The following is a 12,123-nucleotide window of genomic DNA, read 5'->3' as shown; positions in this document are numbered from 1 at the left end:
CATTGAACGGACAAGTGCGCTCACCCCTGGAGGACATATGAAGAAACTTGCGCTCGCTGCGTCGCTGGTCATTGCGGCCGGGTTCACATTCACCAGCCCTGCTTTGGCCAAGGGCGGCCACGGTGGCGGTCATGGCCATGGTCATGGCCATAAGATGGGCCATCATTACCATGGCACGCCGCCCGGCTGGTCGCAGGGACGCAAAGTGGGCTGGCGCGGTTACGGCTGCCCGCCCGGACTGTGGAAGCAGGGTCGCTGCTAAAGCCGATCCGGAATTCACACAAGGCGTCGCTCCTCACGGGCGACGCTTTTTTCATATGCCGAGCTGGTCCCGCACGCGGCCCGCGATCACGGCGGTGGTCACGCCGACCGGCCAGAACGCATGCATCGGGATCGGCTTGATGCCGGTGATGGGCATGTCGATCTCGGCCTTGGCGCCGCCGATCAGGCGGCGGGCGAGCTGCGCGCCCATCGCGGTCGAGAGCGCAACACCGCGGCCGTTGCAGCCGAGTGAGATCAGAACGCTTTCCGCCGGCTCGTGCACGTGGGGATAATGGTCCTTGGTGATGGCGAGCCGGCTGTTCCAGCCGTGGGTCCAGGCAACGCCCTTGAGCTGCGGCCAGAGCCGCTCCGCATAGCGCATGAGATAGGCGACGTCATGCGGCGACTTGATCCAGCGCATCGGGCCGCGTCCGCCCATCAGCAGGCGGTTCTGCTGATCGATGCGATAATAGACCGTGATGTGGCCGCTCTCGTAGAGAACGGGGCGCGTCGGCATGATCGAACGGGCGACCGCGTCGGAGAGCGGCGCGGTGGCGGCGATGGAGGAAAACACCGGCACGATGGTGCGGCGGAGCGCCGGCCAGAGATCGTCGGTAAAACCGTTGGTGGCGAGCAGGACCTTGTCGGCATGAACCACCGCGCGCGGCGTCTCGATGCGCCAGCGCGAGCCGTCGCGGCGCAGCGACAACGCCGGCGTCTCGCCATGAACCGTCGCGCCCGCCGAAATGGCGGCCCGCGCAAGCCCGCGGGCGTAGCTGAGGGGATGCAGATCGCCGCCGCTTGTATCGAGCATGGCGCCGATGTAGCGGTCGGTGCCGGTCATGTCGCGGAGCTGCGCTCGGTCGAGGTACGTCACCGGCAGGCCGCGGCGGATGCATTGCTGCGCGGTCTTCTCGATCGCGGCGGCGCTGCTCTCATTGTAAGCCGCGCGCAGCGTACCGTTCTGCCGCGCCTCGCACGGGATCTGGTAACGGCGGATCAAATCGTGCGTGAAGTTGGTCGTGCCGTAGGCGAACGCGATCATGCGGCGGCCGAGGTCAGTGCCGAAATCGGCCTCGATCTGATCGGGATCGTGCTTCAGTCCGGGGTTGGTGTGGCCGCCATTGTTGCCGGACGCGCCCCAGCCCGGCTCCTGCGCCTCCAGCACCAGCGCCTCGACGCCCTGCTCCGCCAGATGCAGCGCGGTGGAGAGGCCGGTGTACCCGCCGCCGACGATCGCGACGGAGACGCTCTTGTCGACGTCGAGCGGCGGCGTGGCAACCGGCGCGACTGCAGTATCGGCATAGAGCGAGGGCGGCAGAGGCAGGCGCGTCATGGCGAGTCCGGTCAGAGCGGATGCAGCACGCGGCGCAGGAAGTCCTGCGTCCGCGCGTGCTGCGGTTGATTGAGCACCGATTTCGCCGGCCCCTGCTCGACAATCACACCGCCATCGATGAACAGCACGCGATCGGCAACGTCGCGGGCAAAGCCCATCTCGTGGGTGACGACGACCATGGTCATGCCGTCGTCGGCGAGCTTGCGCATGACGCCAAGAACGTCGCCGACGAGCTCGGGATCGAGCGCCGAGGTCGGCTCGTCGAACAGAATGGCCTTGGGCTGCATGGCGAGCGCCCGCGCGATGGCGACGCGCTGCTGCTGGCCGCCGGAGAGCTGCGGCGGATGCGCGTCGGCCTTTTCCGCAAGCCCGACCTGGGCGAGCAGCGTCCGGCCGCGCTCCAGCACTTGCGCACGCGGCTCCTTCTTCACGAAGAGCGGTCCCTCGATCACGTTCTCCAGCACTGTCCGATGCGGGAACAGGTTGAAGCGCTGGAACACCATCGAGACCTGGGTGCGGATGTTCACGATCGACGGCGCGTCGCGGTCAACCTTCAAGCCTTCGACGCTGATCTCGCCGCGGTCGTAGCTTTCGAGCCCGTTGATGCAGCGCAGGATGGTGGATTTGCCGGAGCCGGAGGGGCCGATGATGCAGACCACCTCGCCCTTCTCGACGCTCGCCGTGATGCCCTTGAGCACCTCGACCTTGCCAAAGCTCTTGTGGACGTCGCTCAGCTCGATCATCGCTTGCCGGCCCGCTTCTCGAAGTGACGGACGAGCAGGATCAACGGAATGCTCATGGTGAGATACATCAGGGCGACCAGCGTGAACACGCTGGTGTTCTTGAACGTCGAGGACGCGATCAGCTTGCCCTGCAGCGCGAGCTCGGCGACCGTGATGGTCGAGGCCTGCGAGGAATCCTTCAGCATCATGATCATGACGTTGCCGTAAGGCGGCAGCACGATGCGCACCGCCTGCGGCAGCACCACGCGGCGCATGGTGAGCCACCAGCCCATGCCGATCGACTGCGCCGCCTCGATCTGGCCCTTGTCGATGGCCTCGATGCCGGCGCGGAAGTTCTCGGCCTGATAGGCCGAATAGGCGATGCCGAGGCCGAGGATGGCGGCCTGCAAGGCCGACAGCGTGACGCCGAGATCCGGCATCACGAAGTAGAGGTAGAACAACAGCACGATGATCGGGATGCCGCGGATCACGTTGATCAGGCTGGCGCTGAGCATCGACAGCGCTCTTATGCCGGAGACCCGCATCATCGCCCAGACGAGGCCCAGCACCGTCGAGAGCAGCAGCGAGCCCACCGTGACGATGATCGTCAGGGCGACGCCGTTCAGCAGGATCGGGAAGAACTCGACGGCGTCGCGCCAGAAGCCTTTCATTGGGCAGCCTTCGATCGATCAGGTCTTGCGGTCAGGTCTTGGCAATCAACCTTGCGCCTTCTGGCCCCATTTCTCGAGGATCTTGTCGATGGTGCCGTTGGCCTTCAGCTTCGCCAGCGAGGCATTGATCTTGCCGAGCAGTGCGCTCTCGCCCTTGCGCACGCCGATGCCGACCGAGCCGACGGTAACGGGCTTGTAGCTGTCGACGAGACGCACGTCGGGGAAACCGCCCTGCTTCAGATTGTAGGCGAGGATCGGATAGTCGGCGAAGCCGGCCTTGAGACGGCCGGTGTTCACGTCGCGCAGGATGTCGGGGATGGTGTCGTAGGCCTTCACGTCCGCGAACAGGCCGGACTTCTTCAGCGCATCGACGAAGGCGGTGCCGACTTGCGCGCCGACTGTCTCGCCCTTCAGGTCCTCCTGCGCAGCGTAGGCCTTGGCATCGCCCTTCGGCACCACGAGGCCTTCGCCATAGGTGTAGATCGGGTCTGAGAAGTCGACGACCTCCTTGCGCGGCGCGGTGATGAACATCGCGGCCGCAATGATGTCGATCTTGCTCGAGGTCAGCGACGGGATCAGCGCCGAGAACGCCATCGGCTCGATCTGCAGGTTGAGGCCGGCGTCCTTGCCGATCTCGGTGACGAGATCGACCATGATGCCCTGGATGGTGTTGGTCTTGGTGTCGAGGAACGTGAAGGGAATGCCTGTCGGTGTCGAGCCGACCTTCAGCACCTGCTGCGCCGAAGCCGGCACGGCTGTGGCAATGGCGAGCGCCGCGATTGCGGCCTGAACAAAACGCTTCATCGCATCCCCCTTTTGGGCCTGGCCGGCGCATGTCGCGATCAGACGTTGCGGGCCGGGCCGTTTCGGCCTATTTTCACCAATATGAAAATTTGGTCATACTTTCGCGGACGATGCAAGCGGTTTTCATGCACATGAAGGAAGCGGTTTGACGTGAGCGGTGGCAAAAGAATGCGCAAACCGGCCGCCGCAAAGCCGGCCAAGAAAAGGCCGGCTAAGGTGAAGGCCAAGCCGGCCGAGCCGGCGATGGACGTCGCGGTCGGCCGCCGCATCCGCGACCTCAGGCGGGTCAGGCAATTCTCGCTGGAGACGGTCGCCGCGCGCACGGAGCTGTCGATCGGCTTTCTCAGCCAGATCGAGCGCGGGCTGTCGTCGCCGTCGCTGCGGGTGCTGGCGACCCTCGCCGACGTGCTCGGCGTCGGCATCGCCGCGCTGTTCGGCGCGAGCCCGAGCGCCGACGGCGCATCGGATCAGGTGGTGACACGCGGGCTGCAACGGCCCGAGCTGAAGCTCTGGCGCACCGGCGTGTCCAAACAATTGCTGAGCCCGGCCAGCAGCGACAACAAGCTCAATCTGTTCCTGGTGCATCTGGAGCCCGGCGGCTCCACCGGCGATGAGCTCTACACCCACGACGGCGAAGAGGCAGGGCTGGTGCTCGAAGGCGAGATGATGCTGACGGTGGACAGCCAGACGTGGTCGCTGAAAACAGGCGACAGCTTTCGCTTCGCGAGCCGAAGGCCGCACCGGTTTTCCAATCCGGCGCAGGATGCGAAGGCCGTGGTGCTGTGGGTGAATTGCGTGACGGGGGCGGGGTAGCTGCTTCAACGCACGCGGCGGACTGAAGAAATCCCGGGACATCTCCACGCCGTCATTGCGAGCGAAGCGAAGCAATCCAGAGTCTCACCGCGGAGACGGCCTGGATTGCTTCGTCGCTTCGCTCCTCGCAATGACGAGGGGATAGAGCCTTAGCCAAACCGGTGCTTGTACCGCTCCACTGACAGCGCGCTGACGTCGATCTCCGGCTTCTTGCCTGACAGCATGTCGGCGAGCACGCGGCCCGAGCCGCAGGACATGGTCCAACCGAGCGTGCCGTGGCCGGTGTTGAGGTGCAGGTTGGCGTAGTGCGTCGGGCCGATCACGGGCGGGCCGTCCGGCGTCATCGGGCGCAGGCCGCTCCAGAACGTCGCCTTGGACAGATCGCCGCCGCGCGGGAACAGGTCGGTCAGCGAATGATCGAGCGTGTCGCGGCGCGCGTCGTAGAGCTTGCTCGAATAGCCCGAGATCTCCGCGGTGCCGCCGACGCGGATGCGATTGCCGAGGCGGGTGATCGCGACCTTGTAGCTCTCGTCCATCACGGTCGATTCCGGCGCGCCGGAGGCGTCCTTGATCGGCACCGTGATCGAATAGCCCTTCACCGGATAGACCGGCAGCGAGATGCCGAGCGGCGCCGCCAGCCGCGACGACCAGCTGCCGAGCGCGAGCACGTAGGCGTCCGCCTGCAGCAGGCCGGCGCTGGTCGCGACCCCGCTGACGCGCGCGCCCTCGGTGACGATGCGATCGATCGAGGTGTTGAACATGAAGCGCACGCCGAGCGCCTGGGCGTGCTTGGCGAGCGCCTGCGTGAACATGTGGCAGTCGCCGGTCTCGTCCTGTGGCAGGCGGAGCCCGCCGACGAACTTCTCCTTCACGCCCGCAAGCGCCGGCTCGACTGCGATGCAGCCCTCGCGGCTCAGCACCTCGAAGGGAACGCCGTACTGCTTGAGCACGGCGATGTCTTCGGCGGTACCGTCGAGCTGGACCTGGTAGCGAAACAGCTGCAGCGTGCCCTGCGAGCGCTCGTCGTACTGGATGCCGATGTCGCGGCGCAGATCGCGTAAAGAGTCGCGGCTGTATTCCGCGATCGGGATCATCCGGCTCTTGTTGACCGCGTAGCGCGCGCTGGTGCAGTTGCGCAGCATTTTGAGCAGCCAGACCCACATGACGGGATCGAGCTTCGGCCGGATCACCAGCGGGCCGTGCTTCATCAACAGCCACTTAACCGCCTTCACCGGCACGCCGGGGCCGGCCCAGGGCGAAGAATAGCCGGGCGACACCTCGCCGGCGTTGGCGAAAGAGGTCTCCAGCGCCGGCTCCGGCTGACGGTCGACGACCGTCACCTCATGCCCGGCACGCGCGAGGTAGTAGGCAGAGGTGACACCGATGACACCGCTGCCGAGGATCAGGACTTTCACGCTTCGTCAAACTCCCGCGGCGCTCGCCGCTGCAAGGACACAACTCGCTGGCGGCGAGAGCAATTATCAGGCCACCTTCTTGATGGCGTCGCCGAGGATCGAGACCATCTGGTCGATGTGGCTCTTCTCGACGATGAGCGGAGGCGACATCGCGAAGCTGTCGCCGCTCATGCGCAAGTAAAGGCCGGTGTTGAAGCAGTCGACCATGACGTCATAGCCGCGCGCGCCGACGACGCCGTCGCGCGGGGCGAGCTCGACCGCGCCCATCAGGCCGCAATTGCGGATGTCGACGACGTTCGGCAATCCCTTCAGCGAGTGCAGCGCATCGCGCCAGTATTCGGCGATCGACGCACCGCGCGTGAGCAGGCCTTCGTCCTTGTAGATGTCGAGCGTCGCGATGCCGGCGGCGCATGCGGTCGGATGCGCCGAATAGGTGTAGCCGTGGAACAGCTCCATCTGATTCTCGGGGCCGACCATCATGCCGTCATGCACCTTGCGGCTCGCAAACACGGCGCCGCAGGGAATGGTGCCGTTGGTGATGCCCTTGGCCGTCGTCATCAGGTCCGGCGTGACGCCGAAGAAGTTGGCGGCGAACGGCGTGCCGAGGCGGCCGAAGCCGGTGATGACCTCGTCGAAGATCAGGAGGATGCCGTGCTTGTCGCAGATCTCGCGCAGGCGCTGCAGATAGCCCTTCGGCGGCGGCAGCACCGCGGTCGAGCCCGGCACCGGCTCGACGATGACGGCGGCAATGGTCTCGGCGCCATGCAAGGCGACCAGACGCTCGAGATCGTCGGCGAGCTCGGCGCCATGCTCGGGCTGGTCCTTGGCGAAGGCGTTGCGGGTGAGATCGTGGGTGTGGCGGATGTGGTCGACGCCCGGCAGCAGGGTCGCAAACGCACGACGGTTGGCGACCATGCCGCCGACCGACGTGCCGCCGAAGCCGACGCCGTGATAGCCCCGCTCGCGGCCGATCAGGCGGGTGCGGCTCGACTGGCCGTTGGCGCGGTGATAGGCCAGCGCGATCTTCAGCGCGGTGTCGACCGACTCGGAGCCGGAATTGGTGAAGAAGATGCGATCGAGGCCCTTCGGCGCGATCTCGGCGAGGCGCTCGGCGAAGTCGAAGGCCAGCGGGTGGCCCATCTGGAACGTGGGCGCGAAATCCAGCGTCATCAGCTGGCGCTCGACCGCGGCGGCGATCTGCTTGCGGCCGTGGCCGGCATTGACGCACCAGAGGCCGGCGGAGCCGTCGATCACCTTGCGGCCGTCGACGGTGGTGTAATGCATGCCCTCGGCCGAGGAGAACAGGCGCGGCGCCTTCTTGAACTGCCGGTTGGCCGTGAACGGCATCCAGAACGAGTCGGTCTTGATGGTGTTCGGAATCTGATGAAGGGTCACGGCCGCGCTCCTTTGCTGACCCGCTAGCAGAGCCACGGCTTGGAAACCGCAACAAGTCCTTTTCTGGTGACCTGCAAGCCATTGATTTAGCTGGGGCTGCCGGTCCATATTTGCGCGATCCGCAACACCTGCAACACGGGACCAGGGCATGAGCGTCGACATCGGTGGACGGCTGCGATTCATCCGGGCGCGCCACAAGCTGTCGCAGCGCGAGCTGGCCAAGCGTGCCGGCGTCACCAATTCGACCATCTCGCTGATCGAATCCAACCAGATGAACCCCTCGGTCGGCGCGCTCAAGCGCATCCTCGACGGCATCCCGATGGGGCTCGCCGAGTTCTTCGCGCTGGAGCCGGAGTCCAGGCGCAAGATCTTCTACCGCGCCGAGGAGCTCACCGAGGTCGGCAAGAAGCCGATCTCGTACCGACAAATCGGCGACAATCTGTTCGGCCGCAGCCTGCAGATCCTCAAAGAGCGCTACGAGCCCGGCAGCGACACCGGGCGCGTGCATCTCGTCCATGACGGCGAGGAAGGCGGCATCGTGATCTCAGGCAAGCTCGAAGTCACCGTCGAGGACGAGCGCCGCATCCTCAATCCCGGCGATGCCTATTATTTCGAGAGCCGCCGCCCGCATCGCTTCCGCTGCGTCGGCGGCAAGCCGTGCGAGGTGATCTCGGCCTGCACGCCGCCGACGTTCTGAAGGCGAGATCGACGCATCCGGCGCGACTCGTTCACCTCTCCCGCAAGCGGGAGAGGGAGCGCACCTCCGTCGTTGCAGCGATTTGGCCTCATTTCATCGCGCTTCAAAGCTGCGTCAGCAACTCCTCGATCCGGATCGGAAATTTGCGCACCCGCACGCCGGTGGCGTGCCAGACCGCGTTGGCGACCGCGCCGGCGCTGCCGGTGATGCCGATCTCGCCGACGCCCTTGATGCCGAGCGCGTTGACGTGCGGATCGTGCTCCTCGACGGTGATGACGTCGAGCGGCGGCACGTCGGCGTTCACCGGGATGTGGTACTCGCCGAGATCAGCATTCATGATCCGCCCGCTGCGGCGGTCGGTGATCGCCGCCTCGTGCAGCGCGAAGGACAGACCCCAGATCATGCCGCCGAACAGCTGGCTCTGCACCATGCGCGGATTGACGATGCGTCCGGCGGCGAAGGCGCCGACCATGCGACTGAGGCGGACCTGGCCGAGCTCGGGATCGACCTTCACCTCGGCGAACACCGCGCCGTGGGCATGCATCGCATATTGCTCCATCGCCGCAGGGTTCGGCGCGCCGGTGCCGCGCGCCTCGACTTCGGCAACGCCGGCGCGCGCGAGAATCTCGGCATAGCTCTCGCTCCGGCTCTCGTCGTCGCGGCGGATCAGCCTGCCGTCGCGCGCGATCACGCCGGCATTGCCGGCGCCGAACAGTGGCGAGCGCTCGTCGCTGGTGGCGAGATCGGCGAGCTTTGCGATCACGGCCGCACCGGCGCTGTGGATCGCCGCGCCCGCCGTTGCCGTGTGCGCCGAGCCGCCGGCGATGCCGGCGTCGGGCAGGTCGGACGTGCCGGACTTGAAGTCGAGGCGGTCGATGTCGAGGCCGACGGCATCGGCCGCGATCTGCGCCAGCGCCGTCCAGGCGCCCTGCCCCATGTCGTGCGCGCCGATCTCCATCACGCCGGAGCCGTCGCGCCGGATCGCCGCGCGCGCCTCGGCCTGGAACATGAGCGCCGGGAAGGTCGCCGTGCCCATGCCCCAGCCGACCAGAAGGCCGGCATCGTCGCGCATCTGGCGCGGCTGCAGCGGACGCTTCGCCCAGCCGAAGCGCGCGGCGCCCTGCTCGTAGCAGGCCCGCAGCGCCTTGGAGGAGAAAGGCCGCCCCGTCATCGGCTCCACCTCGGCGTAGTTCTTCAGGCGGAAGGCCAGCGGATCCATGCCGCAGGCCCAGGCCATCTCGTCGATCGCGCTCTCCAGCGCGATCGAGCCGGTCGCCTCGCCGGGCGCGCGCATGAACAGCGGCGTGCCGGTGTTGACGCGGACGGCATCGTGCGAGGTGCGGATCGCCGGCGCCGCATAGAGCGTGTGCGAGGCATCGGCGGCGGGCTCGTAGAAATCGTCGAAGGTGCTCGACACCGTTCTGGCATGGTGGTCGAGCGCGGTCAGATGGCCCTCGTGATCAGCGCCGAGCCGCAGGCGCTGACGCGTCGGCGCGCGGTGGCCGACCGGGCCGTACATCTGCTCGCGGCGCAGCACCAGCTTGACTGGCCTGCCGACGAGCTTCGCCGCCATGATGCCGAGGACCGGCGGCCCGCCCATGAGCCCCTTCGACCCGAAGCCGCCGCCGAGGAACGGGCTGCGCACGTGGATCTTGTCGGGCGCGATGCCGAACAGTTCGGCGATGCGCGCCAGCGACAGCTTCAGGCCCTGGGTCGGCATGTCCACGGACAGCCTGTCGCCATCCCAGTGCGCCACGACAGCATGCGGCTCCATGGCGTTATGATATTGCGGCGGGGTCTCGTATGTCGCATCGATCTGCTTTTCGGCTGCGGCAAGGTCGGCCTCGACATCGCCGCGGTGATTTTCGGTCGGGTTTCCGACGCCGACGACGGGCGGCACAAAACTCTCGCCGGCGTCGAGCCCAACCAGCGGAGGCAGCGTCTCGTAGCGCGGTGCCAGCAGCGCGGCACCTTCGGTCGCGGATTCAAGCGTCTCGGCGATCACGACGGCGATCGGCTGGTTGGCGTAGCGGACTTCGTTGCTCTGCAACGCCTCCATCCGAAACACGAACGGATTGGTCTTGATCTCCGGATCGATCGCGAGCGCCGGCTTATTCTCCGGCGTCATGACGTCGACGACACCGGGATGGCGTTTTGCGGCAGCGACATCGAGCGAGACGACGCGGCCTCGCGCGATGCTGGAGACGGCCATCACTGCAAACAGCATGCCGGGCGGATGGTTGTCCGCGGCGTAAGTCGCCTGCCCCGTCACCTTGAGGATGCCGTCACGGCGGGTCAGCGGCTGGCCGATATTCGAGCCGTGCCGCAGGTGAGCGGGAGCGCTGGTGAGGTTGAACTCAGGCATGGAAGGCTCCGGAGGTCGAGGCAAAGGGAGAGGCCGGCAGCGCGGGTATCCGCGCGGGCGTGCCGGCGGCGGCCAAGGTCAGCGCGCGCACGACGATGCGACGCGCGAGCTCGATCTTGAAGGCGTTGTCGCCGGACGGCTTTGCGCCCTCGAGCGCGCGCCAGGCCGCCTCCTGGAATGCGTCTGCCGTGGGCGCGACGCCCTTGAGGACGCCTTCCGCTGCGCGAGCGCGCCAGGGCTTTGCGGCGACGCCGCCGAGCGCGAGCCGCGCCTGTGCGATTCTGCCGTTCTCGATCCGCAGCGCAGCCGCGGCCGAGACGACGGCAAATGCATAGGAGGTGCGCTCGCGGACCTTGAGGTAGCGCGCATGCGCGGCAAAGCCGCGTGCGGCGGGCGGCAGGCGCACCGCGACGATGAGATCGCCGGGCTCGAGCACGGACTCGCGCTCGGGCGCATCGCCCGGCAGGTGGTGCAACTCGTCGAGCGCAACCTCGCGCCGGCCGCCCCTGCCCTCGATCTCGACGATGGCATCGAGCGCGACCAGGGGCACGCAGAAGTCGGAGGGGTGCGTGGCGATGCAGCTCTCGCTCCAGCCGAGCACGGCATGGCTGCGGTTCTCGCCGTCGCGCGCGTCGCAGCCGGAGCCGGGCGCGCGCTTGTTGCAGCGGCTGGCAGTGTCGTAGAAATACGCGCAGCGCGTCCGTTGCAACAGGTTGCCGCCGACGGTGGCGGCATTTCGCAACTGAGCCGACGCACCGGAGAGCAGCGCTTCGGCCACAGCGGGATAGGACCGCGCAAACTCCGCATCATGGGCGAGATCGGCATTGCGCACCAGCGCGCCGATGCGCAACGACCCGTCCGCGAGCGTCTCGATTTGGTCGAGGCCATCGAGACGCGTGACGTCGACCAGCCGGTCCGGACGGCTGACGCCGCCCTTCATCAGGTCGAGCAGGTTGGTGCCGGCAGCGAGGTAGACCGCGCCCGGCTCGGCCGCGGCAGCAACGGCTTCAGTGACCGTGGCCGGCCTGACATAATCGAACTGTTTCATGCGGAGCGCCTCTGATTGGTCTCGTCCATCCCGGCCTGCGCGTCCAGCACGGCATCGACGATGCCGGCGTAAGCGCCGCAGCGGCACAAATTTCCGCTCATGCATTCGCGGACGCGCTCGGGATCGTTGCCGGCCTGGCCTTCGCCGATCATGCCGATCGCGCTCATGATCTGGCCGGGCGTGCAGAAGCCGCACTGGAAGCCGTCATGGGCGATGAAGGCGGCCTGCACCGGATGCAGCTGGTCGCCGCGCGCGAGGCCTTCGATGGTGAGGATGTCGGCGCCGTCGTGGCTGATGGCGAGCGCGAGACAGGAGTTGATGCGCTTGCCGTCGACCAGAATGGTGCAGGCGCCGCACTGGCCGCGGTCGCATCCCTTCTTGGTTCCGGTCAGATCGAGGCGCTCACGCAGGAGATCGAGCAGCGTGACGCGCGGATCGTCGAGGACGAAGTCGCGCCGCGCACCGTTCACGGTGAGGCTGATGGAGTGGTTCATACAAGGCTCCGATCAGATTTGGACATGAGTCATCGCGCAGCGCGCCACCGCCGTGGCCGCCGTCGAATAGCGCCGCCCGAACATGATGCGGCCGGCGCACGA

Annotated in this window: 12 protein-coding genes; 3 read left to right on the top strand and 9 right to left on the bottom strand. The window is 67.0% G+C overall.

Features of this window, described 5'->3' with window-relative positions:
- The first annotated feature begins 37 nt into the window (after nucleotides 1–37).
- Nucleotides 38–262 (top strand): hypothetical protein, encoded by a 225-nt coding sequence (locus N2602_RS08320; RefSeq protein ID WP_260382311.1) that lies wholly within the window; start codon nucleotides 38–40, stop codon nucleotides 260–262.
- Between the two features lie 51 nt (nucleotides 263–313).
- On the opposite strand, the gene N2602_RS08315 is transcribed toward N2602_RS08320, so the two are convergent.
- The 4 genes from N2602_RS08315 to N2602_RS08300 are packed head-to-tail and all read right to left on the bottom strand — an operon-like array spanning nucleotide 314 to nucleotide 3,794.
- Nucleotides 314–1,597, bottom strand: a complete 1,284-nt coding sequence (locus N2602_RS08315; protein WP_260382310.1) for an FAD-binding oxidoreductase — start codon at nucleotides 1,595–1,597, stop codon at nucleotides 314–316.
- An 11-nt stretch (nucleotides 1,598–1,608) separates the two neighbouring features.
- Nucleotides 1,609–2,340, bottom strand: coding sequence for an amino acid ABC transporter ATP-binding protein (locus tag N2602_RS08310; protein ID WP_260382309.1), 732 nt, complete (start codon nucleotides 2,338–2,340; stop codon nucleotides 1,609–1,611).
- Nucleotides 2,337–2,990: an amino acid ABC transporter permease gene (locus N2602_RS08305; protein ID WP_172788145.1), complete on the bottom strand. Its 654-nt coding sequence runs from the start codon at nucleotides 2,988–2,990 to the stop codon at nucleotides 2,337–2,339. The genes N2602_RS08310 and N2602_RS08305 overlap by 4 nt, the downstream gene beginning before the upstream one ends.
- Nucleotides 2,991–3,035: 45 nt before the next feature.
- The gene (locus tag N2602_RS08300) at nucleotides 3,036–3,794 is read right to left on the bottom strand and encodes an ABC transporter substrate-binding protein (protein ID WP_212259265.1); all 759 of its coding nucleotides are present in this window, start codon (nucleotides 3,792–3,794) and stop codon (nucleotides 3,036–3,038) included.
- 168 nt (nucleotides 3,795–3,962) lie between these two features.
- Here N2602_RS08300 and N2602_RS08295 point away from each other — a divergent pair, with 168 nt between their 5' ends.
- Nucleotides 3,963–4,607, top strand: a complete 645-nt coding sequence (locus N2602_RS08295; protein WP_172788143.1) for a helix-turn-helix domain-containing protein — start codon at nucleotides 3,963–3,965, stop codon at nucleotides 4,605–4,607.
- 149 nt (nucleotides 4,608–4,756) lie between these two features.
- Here the strand turns inward: N2602_RS08295 and N2602_RS08290 are convergent, their stop codons facing one another.
- Both N2602_RS08290 and N2602_RS08285 read right to left on the bottom strand, forming a co-directional pair.
- The gene (locus N2602_RS08290; RefSeq protein WP_260382308.1) at nucleotides 4,757–6,022 is read right to left on the bottom strand and encodes a D-amino acid dehydrogenase; all 1,266 of its coding nucleotides are present in this window, start codon (nucleotides 6,020–6,022) and stop codon (nucleotides 4,757–4,759) included.
- A 66-nt stretch (nucleotides 6,023–6,088) separates the two neighbouring features.
- Complete coding sequence (locus tag N2602_RS08285) at nucleotides 6,089–7,417, bottom strand: aspartate aminotransferase family protein (protein ID WP_172788141.1); 1,329 nt, start codon at nucleotides 7,415–7,417, stop codon at nucleotides 6,089–6,091.
- Between the two features lie 148 nt (nucleotides 7,418–7,565).
- Here N2602_RS08285 and N2602_RS08280 point away from each other — a divergent pair, with 148 nt between their 5' ends.
- A complete protein-coding gene (locus N2602_RS08280; RefSeq protein WP_008561958.1) occupies nucleotides 7,566–8,114 on the top strand; it encodes a cupin domain-containing protein in 549 nt (182 codons plus the stop codon).
- A 103-nt stretch (nucleotides 8,115–8,217) separates the two neighbouring features.
- On the opposite strand, the gene N2602_RS08275 is transcribed toward N2602_RS08280, so the two are convergent.
- The 3 genes from N2602_RS08275 to N2602_RS08265 are packed head-to-tail and all read right to left on the bottom strand — an operon-like array spanning nucleotide 8,218 to nucleotide 12,021.
- Nucleotides 8,218–10,479 (bottom strand): xanthine dehydrogenase family protein molybdopterin-binding subunit, encoded by a 2,262-nt coding sequence (locus N2602_RS08275; RefSeq protein WP_260382307.1) that lies wholly within the window; start codon nucleotides 10,477–10,479, stop codon nucleotides 8,218–8,220.
- Nucleotides 10,472–11,527 (bottom strand): xanthine dehydrogenase family protein subunit M, encoded by a 1,056-nt coding sequence (locus tag N2602_RS08270; RefSeq protein ID WP_260382306.1) that lies wholly within the window; start codon nucleotides 11,525–11,527, stop codon nucleotides 10,472–10,474. The genes N2602_RS08275 and N2602_RS08270 overlap by 8 nt, the downstream gene beginning before the upstream one ends.
- Nucleotides 11,524–12,021 carry a (2Fe-2S)-binding protein gene (locus tag N2602_RS08265; RefSeq protein WP_172788138.1) on the bottom strand — a complete coding sequence of 166 codons (498 nt, stop codon included), beginning with the start codon at nucleotides 12,019–12,021 and terminating at the stop codon, nucleotides 11,524–11,526. Before N2602_RS08265 ends, N2602_RS08270 begins: the two co-directional genes overlap by 4 nt.
- Between the last annotated feature and the right edge of the window lie 102 nt (nucleotides 12,022–12,123).

Origin of the sequence: Bradyrhizobium sp. NC92 (assembly GCF_025200865.1) — a bacterium.
Taxonomy (GTDB): Bacteria; Pseudomonadota; Alphaproteobacteria; order Rhizobiales; family Xanthobacteraceae; genus Bradyrhizobium.
This window is presented reverse-complemented; position numbering and strand designations above follow the sequence as displayed.

Bases quoted from the DNA above. Each gene is read 5' to 3' on its own strand.
- N2602_RS08305 (WP_172788145.1), bottom strand. From the start codon at position 2,990: ATGAAAGGCTTCTGGCGCGACGCCGTCGAGTTCTTCCCGATCCTGCTG.
- N2602_RS08280 (WP_008561958.1), top strand. From the start codon at position 7,566: ATGAGCGTCGACATCGGTGGACGGCTGCGATTCATCCGGGCGCGCCAC.
- N2602_RS08275 (WP_260382307.1), bottom strand. From the start codon at position 10,479: ATGCCTGAGTTCAACCTCACCAGCGCTCCCGCTCACCTGCGGCACGGC.
- N2602_RS08315 (WP_260382310.1), bottom strand. From the start codon at position 1,597: ATGACGCGCCTGCCTCTGCCGCCCTCGCTCTATGCCGATACTGCAGTC.
- N2602_RS08300 (WP_212259265.1), bottom strand. From the start codon at position 3,794: ATGAAGCGTTTTGTTCAGGCCGCAATCGCGGCGCTCGCCATTGCCACA.
- N2602_RS08295 (WP_172788143.1), top strand. From the start codon at position 3,963: ATGCGCAAACCGGCCGCCGCAAAGCCGGCCAAGAAAAGGCCGGCTAAG.
- N2602_RS08265 (WP_172788138.1), bottom strand. From the start codon at position 12,021: ATGAACCACTCCATCAGCCTCACCGTGAACGGTGCGCGGCGCGACTTC.
- N2602_RS08320 (WP_260382311.1), top strand. From the start codon at position 38: ATGAAGAAACTTGCGCTCGCTGCGTCGCTGGTCATTGCGGCCGGGTTC.
- N2602_RS08270 (WP_260382306.1), bottom strand. From the start codon at position 11,527: ATGAAACAGTTCGATTATGTCAGGCCGGCCACGGTCACTGAAGCCGTT.
- N2602_RS08310 (WP_260382309.1), bottom strand. From the start codon at position 2,340: ATGATCGAGCTGAGCGACGTCCACAAGAGCTTTGGCAAGGTCGAGGTG.